Source organism: Streptomyces sp. NPDC007875, from assembly GCF_042868035.1.
GTDB classification, from domain to species: Bacteria; Actinomycetota; Actinomycetes; order Streptomycetales; family Streptomycetaceae; genus Streptomyces; species Streptomyces antimycoticus.
On record NZ_JBIADZ010000028.1, the window covers coordinates 16,460 to 30,346 of the forward strand.

Here is a 13,887-nt window from a genome sequence, read left to right on the forward strand (position 1 = left end):
GAAGCCGTAGTGTCGTGACGGCCGTGCGCGGCTTCCTTTCGGTCATCGGGCGCCCGTTGTCCGGCGGGGAACCGCCGGGACGGGCGGCAGGGGGTCATCTGACGGGCACCCCTGGGCCGAGCGGAATTCCCAGGGCGTACCAGAGGGCGAAGAAGGACGACCACGAGACCAGCACGGCGAGCGACCTGAACGAAGCGAACCGGCTGCTGCACGTGGCGATCGCCGAAGTCGCGCGCGTATCGCTGATGATTCCAATGATCAACACGCTGCACGAGGAGATCGAACGCTTCCTCAACCTCCGGGGTGAACTCGACCGGCCCCCTTACACAAGCGTCAACCACGGGCGGTTGGTCGAGACCATCCGGAGGGGCTCGGAGGAGGAGATCCGACAGGTCGTCCTCGAAGGCATCGAGCGCTCGCGCCAGTACATGCTGGAAACCCTGCTCTCCGGAGGGAACGAGACGAGCGGCGCTTCGTCGATGCCGTAGGTCGTCCAGGCGGGGAAGGGTACGGGCTGGGACCTTCGGGCGCGCGAATCCGGGGACCTCTTTCGCGTCCGCGGCTACGCTCGTTCTCGTGATGAATCGGTGGAAAGGCCACGTCATCCGTCATCCGCTCTGGGGCGCGGTGGAGTTGACCTTCGCATGGCATGCGTTGCTGCTGCTGTTCGCCGAGGTGGTCCTGCCTCCGCTGGCGCCCTCGTGGTATCCGGACCTCGGCGCTACCCTGGTCAACGCCGTCTGTGCCGCGGGGGTGTCGCTCGTGCTGTGGCGGTGGGGTTGGCTGCGTGTCTCCGCGGTGGCCGTACTCGGCCCTCCACACCGCTGGTGGCCGGCCGCGCCGATGCTGCTCATTGCCTGCTCGTACGCCGCGGCCGGCCTCGACGGCAGTGCGACGGTTGTCGTCAGCGGCCTGGTCTCGCTGCTGTGGGTCGGCATCAACGAGGAGATCTACAGCCGAGGCCTCGTCCAGCAGGCCCTCAACCCACTCGGTCCGATCCGCGCGGCCCTCGGCGTCGCCGTCTTATTCGGAGCAGGGCACATCCAGAACTTCCTGTTCTTCGGTGCCTCGCTCGACGACACGCTGTGGCAGATGCTGTCCGCCGGTCTCTTCGGCTTCACCTGTGCCGGTCTGCGCTACGCGATCGGCTCGGTCTGGCCGATGGTCGTGGTCCACGGACTCGACGACTTCTTCCAGATCCGCTCCCCGGGCTCGGCCCCCGACTGGTGGCAGGCGAGCGTGCTCGTCTTCCAGGCCGCGTACGGCGTGTGGCTGCTGCTCCGATACGGCGCCGAAGGCGCCCACTCGTCTGCCGAGGCCGTCAGCCCCGGCCCCGGCCTCGGCCCCGGCCCCGGCCCCGGCCCCGACGAGCGTCCCGAGGGAGACAGCCAGGCGAGGGCCTGAAATCCATTCGCCACTGCTCGCCTCGCCCGGTAAGTTCGCGAGCGTCCTCGCTGCTGGGTGCCCCTGTGATCTGCGCATGGCCACCCCGGCAGTTCCCACGCTGAGAGTAGGTTTCGTCAATGGCATGCCGTATCAGTGAGCTCGTGCTCGGTTGCCGCGACCCCGAGGTGCTGGCGCGGTTCTGGTGCGAGGTCCTGGACTTCGTGGTGCTCGATCGCGAGGACGACGGAACTCTCGAGATCGGGCCGCGCGAAGGGTTCGGCGGTCCGCAGCCGACGATCATCCTCAGCCGCAGGGACGAGCCGGAGCCCGGGAAACCCCGGCTGCACATCGACGTCAACGCCACCGACCGCGATCAGGGCGCCGAGCTCGAACGCCTCCTGAAGCTCGGTGCGCGCCCGGCCGACATCGGCCAGACCGGGGAGGAGCAGTGGCACGTCCTCGCCGATCCCGAAGGCAACGAGTTCTGCCTGCTCAAGGCACGCCTCGCGCCACTCTGACGGCCCTCGTCGTCAGCTGACATCCGTCAGCCCCACCGCCCGGCCCTCCGAGTCCCATGCGACCTCCTGGATCCGCGCCACGGCGTCGCGGTTGAGCGGCCCGAAGACATGAGGAAACAGGGTGTTCTCGGCGATGCCGGGCGGCGGGGCGGGGTCCGCGGCTTCCCATTCGCACCTCGCGGTGAGCTGGTCCTCGGCGAGGAGCAGCGCCAGCAGCGGCCTCGGCGCATTGCGGTAGAAGGCGTTGACGACGGCCAGCGTGGTCTCCTCGTCGGAAGAGCAGTGGATGAAACCGTCCTCCGTGAGGGAGGCGGGGCTGTAGGGACAGTCGGGAGCAGCGTTCCACTCGGCAAGCGGTACGACGTGGTAGATCATGACTCGATTAAACCGCCATCATCTGCCGCAGAGTGAGAGGACGATCGTCTCGCTCGCTACCGCAGCCCCGGCTCCGGCTGCGGTGCCACATCCTTCGGAGCCGGGTATTCGGGATCATCCCGGCAGCCCAACCGCGACGTAATCTTCTTCGCCGAGGCGATGAGCAGTTTGGCGTGCGAGTGGTCGCTGACGGTGAAGTAGTCGCGCAGGGCGAACTCCAGAGAACGATCCCCTCTTAACTCCGTCCCGCCGCTGCCGGTATCACACGCGACGAGGAGCCTGCCGGCGTCCTCCGGACCGACGGTGGTCGTGTAGTGCACCGACCGGTCCGACGGGGGTGAGTGGGGAGTCCACGCCACGGTGATGGCGAGCAGTTCCTTCCCCTCAGCCTTGCCCGACAAGGTACAGAGGTCCTCGGGCGTGCTTCTCCTGGCCGACTCCTCCCGCAAGGCCTTCGCCACGCGACCAGTGCTCTCGGTCTTGACCGGATAGACCTCGCTGGGCCCGTTCGGCTCCCGCGCCTCCTTCGCGATGGCCTCGTCGAACAGGCCATCGCAGGCTTGGGCGACAGGTACGAGCCCGGCGTTGGCGGTCGGCTCCGAGGTCGGCTTCGGAGCCCCGGAATCGCCGCCGCCACAGCCCGTGACGGCGACGACAGACGTACAGACCAGGGCTGCCAGTCGCCCCAGAGTCAGGCGAAAATTGCGGTGCACGATCTCTCCTGTCGCTCCATCAACTGCCGCTATCCGTCAGACGGACGTCACCGACGCCGCGTACGTAGTCTGCCTTTCCGCGCTCGCTGGTCTGGTGGTACCAACGACCAGCGTGCGTGGTCCCAGGCGTCGAACGCGTCCGGGCTGCGCGGTCATGCTCCGTCGCCGCCCGAGCCGGGCGGGCCGGACAACGCGGCGGGCAGGACCTCGTCGACGGGCCCGCGCCGCACACAGCGGCCGCCCTCGAACAGCGCGGCCTCCCGGGTCAGCGCACGGACCGCGGGCAAGTCGTGGCTGATGAAGAGAAGGGCGGTCCGGGCCGGGGCGAGGAGGCGGGGCAGCGCGTCGAGGACCCGCTGCCGGGAGACGGTGTCCAGCGCCGACGTCACTTCGTCGCAGACGAGCAGGGCCGGACGTGCGGTCAGTGCCCGTACCAGTGCGCAGCGCTGGAGCTGGCCGCCGGAGAGCCGGTCCGGGGCCCGGTGCAGCAGCGCCTGGTCGAGTCCCAGCGCACCGGCGGCCTCCACCGCCTCTGCCGTCGCCTCCTCGTGGCGCAGGTCGCGCAACAGCCGTGCGGTATAGGCGAGTTGGTCGAGCACTGGACGGTGTTCCTCGAAGGAACCGGCGCTGTTCTGGTGCACGTACTGGATGGCGCGGCGCTGGGTGGGCGTGCGCCGGTCGATGCGGCGGGGGAGCGGTCGGCCGTCGAGCCGTATCTCGCCGCTGGACGGCGTGGTCAGCGCGGCCAGCGCCCGGGCGGTCTTGCCCGAGCCGAAGGGACCGAGCAGCGCGACCTCGTCGCCGGGCGGGAACGCCATCGAGACCGGCCCGGCCAGTGGACCGCCGGACCGGCGGCGTACGACGATATCCGTGGCGGCGACCCCGCCGCGGCCCTCCGGCGCAGGGCCGGTTGTGGTCGGGCCCGCCTCTTCGCCCGCGCCGGTGTTGCGTTCCGCGGCGAGCAGTTCCCGGGTGGCCCAGTGGCGGACGGCCGGAAGCCCCGTGGCGGCCGTCCCGGCGCCGGGTACGAGGCCGCCGGCGCCGAGGACGTCCGCCGTCGGCCCGTCGTCCACGGCCCGGCCGTGTTCCAGCACGATGACGCGGTCGGCCGTCTCGCGCACCAGTCGCAGGTCGTGACTGAGCAGCAGCACGCCCGCGCCGTCGTCCGCGAGCGCCCTCACCATCCGCGGTGCCGTGAGACACGCCCGGCGTCTTTGAAAAGCGTTTTCAGTTGACTAGTGTGGCGGGATCCGGGCGTCGCGGCACCGGGTCCCGCCGCGCGGCGCTGCCGTGCGCTCGGCCCATGCCGGACAGGGAGGAACCCTCAGTGACACGGACCGCGCACCATGAGTACACCGTGCGCCTCGCCACGACCGGCGTACGGCCCGCCCACCCGCCGCACCCGCTCTGGCTCGCTGAACGCTACTCGCAGGACACCACCGCACAACTGGTCCGTGTCTATGTGCGCCCCGAACACCGACGCCGCGGACTCGCCCGCACCCTGGTCGACGCGGTCTGTGACTTCATCGCGGACACCCCTGGCTACGACCGCGTCTACCTCCACACCAACGTCAACGTCGACGGCGCGGAAGCTTTCTGGCGAAGCCTGGCCAAGGAGGTGTTCGACGCCCGCACCACCGGCGAACACGGCGGCCCGGGCGTCGCCACGGTGCACTTCAAATCCCGATGTGACGACCCGTCGCACACCGAGACCAGGCACACACCGAGACCGCGCACACCTCAACGCCCCGCGCATCCAACACCGCGGTGAAACGTGGCGCATGAGCCCCGCCGCTAAGGTATGGCTGCGTATGTCGCCGTGAGCAACAGCCATCCGAGGGGAGGCGCAGTGGACAGGGATGTCGGCGTCGCGTCACCGCTGCCCGAGAGTCATGCCGACGACCGGACGCCGTCGGCCACACGTCCCGACGGGGGCGGCGGCCTGCGCGCAACCGTACGTGTCACCTCCCATGCGCTGATCGCGGGACTCCCCGTCGCGGTGCTCGGCGTCGTCGCCATCGTGCTGGGGCCCGAGATCTCCGCCGGGCTCGACAACCGGGCGGTGGCGGCGTGGCGGACGGTGTTCACCGCGATCGTCATCCAGGGGGTGCCGTTTCTGCTGCTCGGCACTCTGGTGTCGGCCGCGATCAGCGCCTTCGTACCGGCGTGGGTCTTCACCCGGGTGCTTCCGCGCAACCCGGCGCTCGCCGTGCCGGTGGCGGGGATGGCCGGGGCGGTGCTGCCGGGATGCGAGTGCGCGTCGGTCCCGGTGGCCGGCAGCCTGATGCGGCGCGGGGTGACCCCGGCGGCGGCGCTGGCCTTCCTGCTGTCGGCCCCCGCCATCAACCCGATCGTGCTGATGGCGACGTACGTGGCCTTTCCCGGCAACCCCTGGATGGTCACGGCCCGTCTCGTCGCCTCGCTGCTGACCTCCGTGGTCATGGGCTGGCTGTGGATCCGTCTGGGCCGCGAGGAGTGGCTGCGCACCCCGAAGGGGCCCACCGGGCACACCTCCGGCGCGAGCCGAGCGGAGGAGTTCCGGGTCTCGCTCCAGCACGACTTCCTGCACGCCGGGGGGTTCCTCGTGGTCGGCGCGGCGGCCGCGGCCACGTTCAACGTCGCGATGCCGCACGCCGTGCTGCGGCTCTTCTCCGACTCGCCGTGGCTCTCGCTGCCCATGCTGGGGCTGCTCGCGGTGGTCCTCGCGGTGTGCTCCGAGGCCGATGCGTTCGTCGCCGCCTCGCTCACCGGGTTCTCGCCCAGCGCCCGGCTCGCCTTCATGGTGGTCGGCCCGATGGTCGACCTGAAGCTGATCGCGCTGCAGTCCGGCACCTTCGGGCGCGCCTTCGCCCTGCGCTTCTCGTCGGCCACCTGGGTGGTGGCGGTGCTGTGCAGCGCTCTGGTGGGGTGGTGGCTGCTGTGAAGCGCAACATCCAGGTGCTGCTGCTCCTGTGCACCGGCGTCGGCCTGCTGCACATCGCGCTGCTGACCGATCTGTATCTGCGCTATGTGCGCCCTGGCCTGCGGCCCGCGCTCATCGCCTCGGGGGTGCTGCTGATCGTGCTCGGCGCGGTCAGCGCCGCCCGCGACGGCTTTCCCTTCAACCGCCCGCGTCCGGACGATGGCCACGACCACGGCCACGGTCACGGTGGCCACCAAGGCCATGGACACGGTCACTCTCAGGGGCCGCGGATCGCCTGGCTGCTGTACGTACCGGCCCTGACCATTCTGTTCCTCGCGCCACCCGCACTCGGCTCGTACACCGCCGCCCGCGACGAGGCGAAGGCCAAGGCCCCCACCGCCGGAGACAGCCTCTTCCCCGCCCTCCCGCGGAACGGGATCGCCGAGCTGTCGCTGAACGACTTCAGCTCCCGGGCGGTCTGGGACACCGGCGGTACCCTCCGAGGGCACACCGTGCGCCTCACCGGCTTCGTCACCCCCGGCCACCACGGCACCTGGTACGTCAGCCGCCTGGCCATCAGCTGCTGCGCCGCCGACGCGACGGTACGCAAGGTACGGGTGCACGGGGCCTCGGCGCCCCCCGCCGATGCCTGGGTCACCGTCACCGGCACCTGGCACCCCACCGGCAAGGTCGGGACGGACGACGCGAGCCCGGCCCTGGACGCCACGACCGTCAAGCGTGTTCCCGCGCCCAAGGACCCGTACAACGATGCGGTGGCGACCCGGCCCGGTCGGTGAAGACGGGCACACGGTTCAGCCCCAGGCCGTCGGCCTGGGGCATTCCGCGTCGAGGACGATCGTGGCATCGGCCAGGAGCGTGGTCAGTGGTCGTCCCAGTGGCCCTCGTGCTGCGCGTGGCGGTGGCCGTCGTGGAGGTAGTCCACATGATCGCCGTGCGGTACGGCGACATGTCCGCAGTCGTCGCGATGCTGGTGGTCGTGGCCTTCGTGGACGGTGTGGCCACTGGGCTCGCACTCGTCGACATGGTCGTCGTGTGTCCGGTGCAGATGGCCGTCGTGGACGTAGTCGGTGTGATCGTCGTGCGGGACCGCGACGTGGCCGCAGCCGCTTCCATGCTGGTGGGAGTGGCCGGTGTGGGGAGCGTGCGTTGTCATGGGGGCACCTACTTTCTCCCCCCCCTGACCCATTCTGCACTCGGGCCACGGCCATGCCACGCTTCGGCGATCAGGACAGGGAACCGTGTCGCCGTGGCCATGGGCTGGGGCTTCCGTTTCCGTGGCGTACCGGTGGTTGTCACGAGTCGGCCCAGCCCGGGGCTGTCTGCCGTCGTTCCACGTGGGGTGGGTAGGTCGGCGACGCTGCGGCGGGACGCTACCGAGGATGGCCTACTTCCTGGAGGGCCCCTCATCGATGGGGGGCAGGCAGTGCTCTCAACGATCGGTGAGATGCGATCGCATCGCCTCGGTCCCGACCCGGCCGCGTACGGAGAACCACAGGTTGAACGACACTCTCCGTCCCGGCCGCAGCCTCGGGGGGTCGAGGAGGGCGATGTGGATGCCTTCCCGTGACATCCGCAGTGTGCTGTGCGCGCGTACGGTCACCGCTTTCGGCCGCCGGACAGCGCCCGGCCGCTTCCGGTCGGGCTCACGCAGCATGGAGACTCCCAGCTCCGGGGAGTCGGCGAAGGTCAGGGTGTCGTCCGTGTCCCCGATGTTGCGAATCTCGAAGTAGGCGGCGGCCGTCTGCCCGGTCGACTGGACGATAAGGCCGTCCCCGACCCGGATCCTCGGCGCGGGCTCTCCCGCCGCCCCGGTCGCCGTGTAGCCCGTGAGCAGGGCCAGGGTCAGGGCGCAGCCGCCCACTGGCACCAGCGCCGCCCGTACTCCCCGGGCCACCGTCTCCCTCAGACGGCGTCGCGGCGTGGTGCGGTCATCGGTCGCTGAGGACATCGGACTTCCTTCCCGGGTGGCCGTGCTCGGTGGCCGCGGTGCCGAATGAGGAGAGGGGAGTGGGCGAGGTGCCGGTCTGCCACTCGCCGGGGGCGTAGGACCGCAGCCGGAGGCTGTTGGTGACCACCAGGACCGAACTCGCGGACATGGCCGCTGCCGCGACCATGGGGTTGAGCCAGCCGGTCGCGGCCAGCGGAACGGTGACCACGTTGTAGCCGAAGGCCCAGACGAGATTGGCGCGGATGGTGCTCAGCGTGCGCCGGGTGAGCCGGATGGCGTCGACGACGGCCGGCATGTTGTCCCGTATGAGGGTGATGTCGGCCGCGCCGATCGCGGCGTCGGTGCCGCCGCCCATCGCCATTCCCAGATCGGCGGAGGCCAGCGCGGCGGCGTCGTTGACCCCGTCGCCGATCACCGCGACGCACCGGCCCTGCTCGCGCAGTGCGGTGACGATCCGTTCCTTCTCCTCCGGGGTCACCCCGGCGTGGATCGTGTCGATGCCCGCCCGTTCGGCCATCGCGCGGGCGGGGGCGGCTCCGTCGCCGGTGACCAGCACCGGCTCGATGCCCAGGTTGCGCATCGCCCACACCGCCTCGTGGCTGGTGGGCCGCAGGCTGTCCCCGACGGCGAGCAGCCCTGTGGGACGGTCGTCGATCTCCACGATCACGGCGGTGTGCGCGGCGCGTTCGGCGGCCTCGCGCGCCCGGACCAATGGCTCCGGCAGCGGTTCCGACGGCCCAGGGCGGCGCACCCGCACCTCACGGTCCTCGACGCGACCGGACACCCCCTCGCCGGGATGGGCACGGAATTCCGTCACCTCCGGCAGACCGGCGTCACCGGCCGCGTCACGGCGGGCCGCCGCCACCACCGCCCGGCCGATGGGGTGTTCGGAGCCCTGCTCCACGGCCGCGGCCAGCCGAAGCACTTCCTTCGCCTCCAAACCGTCCTTCGCCACCGCCACATCGGCCAGTGACATGCGGCCGGTGGTGAGCGTGCCGGTCTTGTCCAGGACCGCGGTGTCCACACGGCGCAGCCGCTCCAGTGCCTCCGGGCCGCGGACGAGAACGCCCAGCTGCGCACCTCGCCCGCTGGCCACCAGGAACGCGGTCGGCGTGGCCAGCCCCAGAGCACACGGGCAGGCCACTACCAGCACGGCCACGGCCGCGGTCACCGCCGTCTCACTCGCCGCGCCCGCGCCGAGCCAGAAGCTCAGCACCGTGCCGGCGATTGCCACGATCACCGGCACGAACACCCCCGCCACCGCGTCGGCCAGCCGCTGGATCGCGGCCTTGCCCGCCTGGGCCTCGGCCACCAGGCGTGTGATACGGGCGAGTTGGGTGTCGGCACCGACCGCCGTGGCCCGTACGACAAGCAGTCCGCCGGCGTTGAGGGCTCCGCCGACCACGGCGGATCCGGGGGTCACCTCCACCGGCACGCTCTCGCCGGTGACCAGGGAGAGATCCAGCGCCGACCCGCCCTCGACGACCACCCCGTCCGTGGCGACCTTCTCACCGGGGCGCACCACGAACTCCTGCCCCGCAGTGAGCGCGGCCACCGGGACGCGGCGATTGCCTCCCGGCTCCCGCAACTCGACGTCCTTGGCGCCCAGTTCGGCCAGCGCCCGCAGCGCCGAGCCGCTCCGGTGCCTGGCCCGTGCCTCCAGATGCCGCCCGATGAGAACGAACAGCGGCACGGCGACCGCCGCCTCCAGATAGATATGGGGCACATCGTCGTCGGCCGAGGGCAGCAGGCTGAACGGCATGCGCATTCCCGTCGCACCCGCGCCGCCCAGGAACAGCGCGTACGCCGACCAGGCAAACGACGCGAGGACACCGAGGGACACCAGCGTGTCCATGGTGGCCGCGGCATGCCGCAGACCGCGCAACGCCCGTCGGTGGAAGGGCCATGCACCCCAGGTCGCCACCGGTACGGCGAGGGAGAAGCAGGCGTACTGCCATCGGTCGAACTGCCAGGAGGGGACCATTGAGATGACGATCACGGGCACCGCCGTCACCGCCGTGACGACCAGTCGTTCGATGTCGACGGCCTCGTTGCCAACGGGCCCATCGTCAGCCCTGCTCCCGGGCGATGGGCTGTCGTCCCCGCCGGTCGCGGCCGGGGGCGCGGGGAGTGCGGCGGTGTACCCGGCCCGTTCGACGGTGGCGATCAGCTCCTCCGGGGCCACGGTGGCCGGGTGGGAGACCCGCGCCGTGCCGGTGGCCAGGTTCACGGTGGCGCTCACGCCCTCGACACGGGCCAGTTTCTTCTCCACCCGGGCCACGCAGGCCGCACACGTCATCCCGCCGATCAGGAGGTCGGTGGTGCGCGCGGACACACCGGACGAGGTCGCCGGATCGGACGCGGTATCCGGCCGCTCGCTCATCGCGCCCCCTTCCAGGAGCGGGGGCCGAGCCACCCCATGCCGTGTGTATCCATGCCCCCGGCCCCGCCGTCCTCCGGCACGCTCCGGTGGATACCGGGCGCCACCGGGCCGGCCGCCCGCCCCACCGCGTAGGAGGCGGCCATCAACACCGCCAGGAGGACGAGAAACCCGGTCAGGGCGGGAGGTGGCAGCGCGCGACGCACCCGGGCGACGTGCGGCTCCGCCGCGTCGGGCGCCGGTCGCTGCGGCGAGGCGGTATCGGTCAACGGCATCTTCGGCACTCCCCTGTGCAGGCTTGGCGGAAACGGCCGGGGTTCGCCCACCTTTACGGTGCGGGGCCGGTCGGCCGCTCACCGGACGGAGGCTCTGTCACACATGGAGGAAAGCCGCCCGGCCGGGAACTGTCCGGGTGCGTCAGCCGACATCTGAGCCGTGAGAGGTTTCTGCCCCCGCCCGGCGGAGCGCGGAAAGTGCGGTTGAGCAGCGGCCGGGGCGCACCTGTCCACCCGGCCGGGCCGAGGGGCCTGGTGCGGGGACCATGACCCTCACCGGCCCCCAACGAGCGGGAACCGATGCCGTATCCGCCACGACTACTGATCCGGGGCAACCCGTGTATCAAGTGGATCCAGGAGAGTTTCGATGCGTTCTCGTGTGTGGTGGGGTACGACGGCCGCGGTGCTTTGCGGCCTCCTCGTGGCGGGTTGCGGCAACGGAGGCGGCAGCGGCGACGGTGACAAGGCGGGCCCCGCCGACGAGAAGTCGGCCACCGGCGACTACCCGGTCACCGTCACCGATTGCATGGGCGCCAAAACCAGGTTCTCCAAGGCCCCCCAGAGGATCGTCACCAGTAACGCCTCCAGCCTGGAACTGCTGCTCCGCCTCGGTGCCGGTGACAACGTCATCGGCACCGGCTTCCCGCCCGGCAAGGGCACACTGCCCGGTGAACTCGACGCGCAGGCACGGAAGGTGAAGGTGCTCGGCCAATCCGTGATCCCGAAGGAGAAGCTCCTCGGCTCCGGCGCGGATCTGTACATCGACACCTTCGCCTCGATGAACATGGGCGGCGGCATGGGCGACGCGCCGACCGAGGAGGAGTTCAAGGCGGCCGGGATCAAGCACATCTACCTCAAGTCCACCGCCTGTGCGGCGCAGAACGAACGCGCGGTGACCGACCTGTCCGCGGTGGAGGCCGACATCACCTCCCTCGGCGCGGTCACCGGCACCAGCGCGAAGGCGAAGGCACTCGTCGACGGCATGAAGGAAAAGGTGGACGCCGTCCGGAAAGCGGTCGGCGGGACGGCGGAGGGCGAGCGGCCGACGTACTTCTTCTTCGACTACGACGCCGGCACCAAGCAGCCCACCGTCGTCTGCAACCGCCAGGTCGCCAACGCGGTGATCACTTTGGCCGGTGCCCGCAATGTCTTCGCCGACTGCGACGGCGACTACAAGCAGGTCGGATGGGAGGACGTCATTTCCAGGAACCCGGACTGGATCCAGCTGGGCGTCCGCGATCGGGGCAGCGAGGCGGCGAACGAGAAGGCGTTCGACGAGGCGCGGACGTGGCTGAAGTCGAATCCCGCCACCAAGGGTCTGAAGGCCGTCGAGGAGGGCCACTTCCTGCGCATCGGCTCCGAGCGGACCACCATCGCCGGAGTCGAGAACGCCGATACCGTCCAGGAGATCGCCAAGGCCCTCTACCCGGGCAAGGCCGGCTGATGGTGCTCGACGCCACGGTGAGCAGGAAGGGCAGCGCCGATGCCCGTGTGCGCACGCGGCGTTCCGTGCCCGCCGGGCCGCTGGCGCTGCTCCTGGCGGTCGCGTTGCTCGCGGCCCTCACGGCGGCGGTCGCCTGGGGTTCCACGTCGATCCCGCCGGGCGAGGTGTGGAGCGTGGTCTGGCGCAGACTGACCGGCGAAGCCCCCCGGCCCGGCACGAACGACCTGATTGTCTGGCAACTGCGTCTGCCGCGCGCCCTGTTGGCGGCTCTGGTGGGTGCCGGGCTCGGTCTGGTCGGTACGGCGATGCAGGCCCTCGTCCGCAACCCGCTGGCCGACCCGTACTTCCTGGGTGTCTCCAACGGCGCCTCCCTCGGAGCCGTCGCCGCCATCGTCCTCGGCCTCGGCACCGGGGGAGCGCTGGGCCTCGGCCTGTCCGGTGCCGCTTTCGCGGGAGCCCTGGCAACCTTCGCTCTCGTCTGGGCGGTGGCCCGGCGCGGCGGGGGGTTCGCGCCGCTCAGGCTGGTGCTCGCCGGGGTGGCCATCGGACAGTTCCTGTCCGGCTTCACCAGCTACCTGGTGTTGCAGGCCGGGGACGAGCAGCAGACCCACAGTGTGCTGTTCTGGCTCATGGGCAGCCTCAGCGGTGCGAGCTGGCCGCTGCTGGCCGCCCCGGCGGTGGCGGTTCCGGCGGTCCTGCTGCTGTTGCAGGCCCGGGCCCGGGGCCTGAACGCGCTGCTGATGGGTGATGAGACGGCGGCCGGGCTCGGCATCGACGTCGTACGGCTGCGCCGTGAGCTGTTCGCGGTCACCAGCCTGCTCACCGGCGTCCTCGTCGCGGTCTCCGGGGCCATCGCCTTCGTCGCCCTCATGGTCCCCCACGTCTGCCGCCTGGTCATCGGCGGCGACCACCGCCGTCTGCTGCCCGTGTCGGCGCTCTTCGGCGCGCTGCTGCTGGTGGTGGTCGACATCGTGTGCCGCACGGCCATGGACACGCAGGAACTGCCGGTCGGGGTCGTCACCTCGCTGATCGGCGCTCCGGCGCTGCTGTATCTGCTGGACCGGCGCTTGGGGAGCGGGAGTTGAGGATCGACATCGAGGACCTGCGGGTCGCGTATGCCGGACGCACGGTCGTGGCCGACGCCCACCTCATCGCGGCCGAAGGCGAGATCACCGGCCTGGTGGGGCCCAACGGCAGCGGCAAGTCCACTCTTCTGCGGACCGTGTACCGGCATCTGAAGCCCGCCGCCGGACGTGTTCTGCTCGACGGCACCGACATCCGCGAACTGAGCCCCGCGCGGTCGGCCCGGCACGTCGCCGCCCTCCCGCAGGAGCGGGGCGGGGACTTCGAGCTGACCGTGCGTGAGGTCGTCGCCATGGGCCGCACCCCCTACAAGCGGGCGTTCGCCGGGGAGGACGCCGCCGACCGGGACATCGTCGCGCGCTCTCTCGCGGACGTCGGCATGGAGGGCCACGCCGACCGCCGCTTCACCGAGCTGTCCGGCGGCGAGCGCCAACGCGTGTTGCTGGCCCGCGCGTTCGCCCAGCAGCCGGATGTCCTGGTCCTGGACGAGCCGACGAACCACCTCGACGTCCGGCACCAGGTCGAACTTCTCGCGCTGCTGCGCGCCCGACGCCGTACGACCCTGGTGTCGCTGCATGACCTCAACGCCGCCGCCTCCGTGTGCGACCGGCTGCACGTCCTGCACGAAGGCCGCGTGGTCGCCTCCGGAGCGCCCCGCGAGGTGCTGCGACCGGCCCTGCTGGCCGAGGTGTTCGGTGTGCGCGCGACCGTGGTCGAACACCCGCTGACCGGGGACCCGCTGATCGCCTTCGACCACCGGGAACCGGCGGACGGGCGGGAGGAACCGGAAGCGGCCGACCCGGCGGACGAGCACCAAGGGCAACCTGTCGGCCGATCATGAA

16 protein-coding genes are annotated in these 13,887 nt (G+C 71.1%); 9 read left to right on the plus strand and 7 right to left on the minus strand.

Annotation, left to right across the window (positions count from 1 at the left end; genetic code table 11):
• Positions 1–14: 14 nt before the first annotated feature.
• The 3 genes from ACFYOY_RS38815 (at position 15) to ACFYOY_RS38825 (ending at position 1,904) form a co-directional block, all read left to right on the plus strand.
• Positions 15–488: an FCD domain-containing protein gene (locus ACFYOY_RS38815; RefSeq protein ID WP_388592325.1), complete on the plus strand. Its 474-nt coding sequence runs from the start codon at positions 15–17 to the stop codon at positions 486–488.
• A gap of 91 nt (positions 489–579) precedes the next feature.
• Positions 580–1,404 carry a CPBP family intramembrane glutamic endopeptidase gene (locus ACFYOY_RS38820; protein ID WP_388592432.1) on the plus strand — a complete coding sequence of 275 codons (825 nt, stop codon included), beginning with the start codon at positions 580–582 and terminating at the stop codon, positions 1,402–1,404.
• Positions 1,405–1,523: 119 nt separating this feature from the next.
• Positions 1,524–1,904 (plus strand): VOC family protein, encoded by a 381-nt coding sequence (locus ACFYOY_RS38825; protein WP_351903407.1) that lies wholly within the window; start codon positions 1,524–1,526, stop codon positions 1,902–1,904.
• 12 nt (positions 1,905–1,916) lie between these two features.
• Here the strand turns inward: ACFYOY_RS38825 and ACFYOY_RS38830 are convergent, their stop codons facing one another.
• The 3 genes from ACFYOY_RS38830 to ACFYOY_RS38840 all read right to left on the minus strand — a co-directional run bounded on the left by ACFYOY_RS38830 (position 1,917) and on the right by ACFYOY_RS38840 (position 4,176).
• Entirely contained in the window at positions 1,917–2,279 is a 363-nt protein-coding gene (locus tag ACFYOY_RS38830; RefSeq protein WP_388592327.1) for a DUF952 domain-containing protein, read from the minus strand.
• Between the two features lie 56 nt (positions 2,280–2,335).
• Entirely contained in the window at positions 2,336–2,992 is a 657-nt protein-coding gene (locus tag ACFYOY_RS38835; protein WP_351903413.1) for a hypothetical protein, read from the minus strand.
• A 152-nt stretch (positions 2,993–3,144) separates the two neighbouring features.
• Positions 3,145–4,176, minus strand: a complete 1,032-nt coding sequence (locus ACFYOY_RS38840; protein ID WP_388592329.1) for an ATP-binding cassette domain-containing protein — start codon at positions 4,174–4,176, stop codon at positions 3,145–3,147.
• Positions 4,177–4,319: 143 nt separating this feature from the next.
• Here ACFYOY_RS38840 and ACFYOY_RS38845 point away from each other — a divergent pair, with 143 nt between their 5' ends.
• The 3 genes from ACFYOY_RS38845 (at position 4,320) to ACFYOY_RS38855 (ending at position 6,691) form a co-directional block, all read left to right on the plus strand.
• Complete coding sequence (locus ACFYOY_RS38845; protein WP_388592331.1) at positions 4,320–4,763, plus strand: GNAT family N-acetyltransferase; 444 nt, start codon at positions 4,320–4,322, stop codon at positions 4,761–4,763.
• A 78-nt stretch (positions 4,764–4,841) separates the two neighbouring features.
• Positions 4,842–5,915 (plus strand): permease, encoded by a 1,074-nt coding sequence (locus ACFYOY_RS38850; RefSeq protein ID WP_351903419.1) that lies wholly within the window; start codon positions 4,842–4,844, stop codon positions 5,913–5,915.
• Complete coding sequence (locus ACFYOY_RS38855) at positions 5,912–6,691, plus strand: TIGR03943 family putative permease subunit (protein ID WP_351903524.1); 780 nt, start codon at positions 5,912–5,914, stop codon at positions 6,689–6,691. Before ACFYOY_RS38850 ends, ACFYOY_RS38855 begins: the two co-directional genes overlap by 4 nt.
• Positions 6,692–6,774: 83 nt before the next feature.
• On the opposite strand, the gene ACFYOY_RS38860 is transcribed toward ACFYOY_RS38855, so the two are convergent.
• From ACFYOY_RS38860 to ACFYOY_RS38875, 4 genes are all read right to left on the minus strand, one after another.
• The gene (locus tag ACFYOY_RS38860) at positions 6,775–7,068 is read right to left on the minus strand and encodes a hypothetical protein (protein WP_351903422.1); all 294 of its coding nucleotides are present in this window, start codon (positions 7,066–7,068) and stop codon (positions 6,775–6,777) included.
• Positions 7,069–7,344: 276 nt separating this feature from the next.
• Positions 7,345–7,863: a copper chaperone PCu(A)C gene (locus ACFYOY_RS38865; RefSeq protein ID WP_351903425.1), complete on the minus strand. Its 519-nt coding sequence runs from the start codon at positions 7,861–7,863 to the stop codon at positions 7,345–7,347.
• Complete coding sequence (locus ACFYOY_RS38870; RefSeq protein WP_388592338.1) at positions 7,844–10,246, minus strand: heavy metal translocating P-type ATPase; 2,403 nt, start codon at positions 10,244–10,246, stop codon at positions 7,844–7,846. The genes ACFYOY_RS38865 and ACFYOY_RS38870 overlap by 20 nt, the downstream gene beginning before the upstream one ends.
• Positions 10,243–10,518 carry a hypothetical protein gene (locus ACFYOY_RS38875; RefSeq protein WP_351903430.1) on the minus strand — a complete coding sequence of 92 codons (276 nt, stop codon included), beginning with the start codon at positions 10,516–10,518 and terminating at the stop codon, positions 10,243–10,245. The genes ACFYOY_RS38870 and ACFYOY_RS38875 overlap by 4 nt, the downstream gene beginning before the upstream one ends.
• Positions 10,519–10,885: 367 nt before the next feature.
• On the opposite strand from ACFYOY_RS38875, the gene ACFYOY_RS38880 reads away from it, so the two are divergent.
• The 3 genes from ACFYOY_RS38880 to ACFYOY_RS38890 are packed head-to-tail and all read left to right on the plus strand — an operon-like array spanning position 10,886 to position 13,886.
• Positions 10,886–11,962 (plus strand): ABC transporter substrate-binding protein, encoded by a 1,077-nt coding sequence (locus ACFYOY_RS38880; protein ID WP_351903433.1) that lies wholly within the window; start codon positions 10,886–10,888, stop codon positions 11,960–11,962.
• The gene (locus ACFYOY_RS38885) at positions 11,962–13,047 is read left to right on the plus strand and encodes an iron ABC transporter permease (protein ID WP_351903436.1); all 1,086 of its coding nucleotides are present in this window, start codon (positions 11,962–11,964) and stop codon (positions 13,045–13,047) included. The genes ACFYOY_RS38880 and ACFYOY_RS38885 overlap by 1 nt, the downstream gene beginning before the upstream one ends.
• Positions 13,044–13,886 carry an ABC transporter ATP-binding protein gene (locus ACFYOY_RS38890; protein ID WP_351903439.1) on the plus strand — a complete coding sequence of 281 codons (843 nt, stop codon included), beginning with the start codon at positions 13,044–13,046 and terminating at the stop codon, positions 13,884–13,886. Before ACFYOY_RS38885 ends, ACFYOY_RS38890 begins: the two co-directional genes overlap by 4 nt.
• The last annotated feature ends 1 nt before the right edge of the window (position 13,887 follow it).